At 65.1% G+C, this 1,916-nt stretch carries 1 protein-coding gene; it reads left to right on the forward strand.

Annotated elements, in window-relative coordinates; translation table 11 throughout:
- Positions 1 to 1,916: Tc toxin subunit A (locus ACNFCI_RS23880; RefSeq protein WP_416768407.1), on the forward strand; the 1,916-nt coding region annotated here is incomplete at both ends.

The raw sequence follows: 1,916 nt of genomic DNA on the forward strand, positions 1-1,916 counted from the left end.
GCCGCCTACCTGGCAGCCCTGTACCGGGAAGCGAAAAAACTCTACCCCGCAGGCAATGCCTGGCATATCGACACACGTCGCCCTGACCTGAAGAACCTGGTGCTCAGCCAGGTGAACCTGGATACACCGGTCAGTGCCCTGAGCCTGTCCAACGCCATCCTGATGGAGCGGCTGGGCGAGCACGGCGACACACTCGAAGGCTTGTCGAACCACGTTGGCCTCGGCGCCACGCCCTATCACCACCAGCACAATCGTCTGCGCCAGGCCTACCGCCTGAAAGACCCGGACTTCAAGCACCTGTGGGCGGCGACCGACGTCAGCAAGCACGTCGAGGCGCCTTCGCTGGCGGGGCTCTGCCACGATATCCCTCCCGCCCTGTACGGGCTGTTGACCGACAAGATCACCGATGACAACGTCGACGAGCAGTTCGCGAAGTATTTCCCCGGCACCGTGCCGGAGGACATGCTGCGCCCGGCCCGGTTGCGCGACTGGTTCGGCCTGAGCGACCAGGCCCTGAAGGCCTTCATCGGCGGCGGCGCCCAGGTCGAGGACGAGCGTTGGGGGTCGCAGACCAACGTCTCGGAACTGCTCAATACCGAAGGCGTCATCTACCAGCTGGGGGTCGGTTCGGCCAGCACGGCGATTCACTACGCCTACCTGTTCTTCCTGGGCGGCGACCGCTGGCAGTTGAGCTTCAGGCTCAAGCAGGCCGGGGCGATCGAGTTCATCCTGGAGGACGTGCACCAGCTGAAGTTGTTCCCCGAGATGCTGAAGGTCGATGCCTTCAAGCCGGACACCGACTACAGCTATGAATTCGACTGGAAGGGGCCGAACGAAGACCGTTCCTATGCCACCTACAGGGTCAAGTTCACCCACGAGACCGACCAGGACCGCGTGCTGAGTGCCCGTTTCGTCACCCCGAAGCTGACGCCGGCACGGTTCCTGCTCAGGCTCAACCAGGTGATCAGGCTGCACAAGGCCACAGGCCTGGGGGCCGAGGCGCTGGAGGGCATCCTCCACAGCGTGGACCCGGTGGCCATCAGCGAGCGGTCGCTGGCGGTGCTGACGCAGACCGTGCGTTTGGCCAAGCGCTACGCCATCCCCCATGAGCAGGCGCTGGTCATGGGCCGGCAGCTGATCGCTGTGAGTGCCCGTGCCGGCGAGCTGAGCCAGTACGACCGGCTGTTCAACGACCCTGCGCTGGTCGAAGGCGGGCTGGACCCGGAAGACTACGTCGTGATCGACCTGCGCCCCGGCAAGGCCTCGGAACAGGCCGCTATCAAGGCCACGCTCAAGCGTGCCTGCCAGGTAGACGACGAAGGGCTGTACCAGCTGGGCCGCTTCCTTGCGCTGGCGCCGAAAGAGCAGGCCAGCGATGCAGAAGGCGATGACGCAGAAGGCGATGAGGTGCGCTTCGCCACCACACGCGAAAGGTTGTCCGGCCTCTATGCCCTGAGCCTGTGGGCCCGCCTGCACGGCCTGGCGCCTGGCGAGCTGGGGCTGTTGCTGGAGACCTTCGACGCGCCACGGGACCTGAACGCAGCCCCGGCCGAGGAATGGTTGCGTTTGCTGGCCTGCGTGGAGCGTTTGTCGAGCTGGCTGCAAGCACAGGGCTGGACCGTGCCGGACCTGGTGCTGATGACCCGGGGTGTGGAGGATATTCCACCGAGCCCCGAGATCACCAACCTGATCAAGGAAATGCAAGCGGCGCTCGCCAATGCTGAACTGCCTGGCGAGCCCGTCACGGAAGACTACTTGCGCGCACTGACCCCGCTGATCGCCTCGACCTTTGGCCTGAGCGGTGAAACTGCGGCCCGGGCCCTGCTGATCTGGGCGGACCGTGGCAAGCCCGGTGGGCTTTGGCTGCAAGAGCTAGGCGAGCGCCTGAAGCTGGAAGATCCAGAGGCGTCGGAAGA

This window comes from Pseudomonas sp. NY15356 (assembly GCF_048068175.1).
GTDB classification, from domain to species: Bacteria; Pseudomonadota; Gammaproteobacteria; order Pseudomonadales; family Pseudomonadaceae; genus Aquipseudomonas; species Aquipseudomonas putida_K.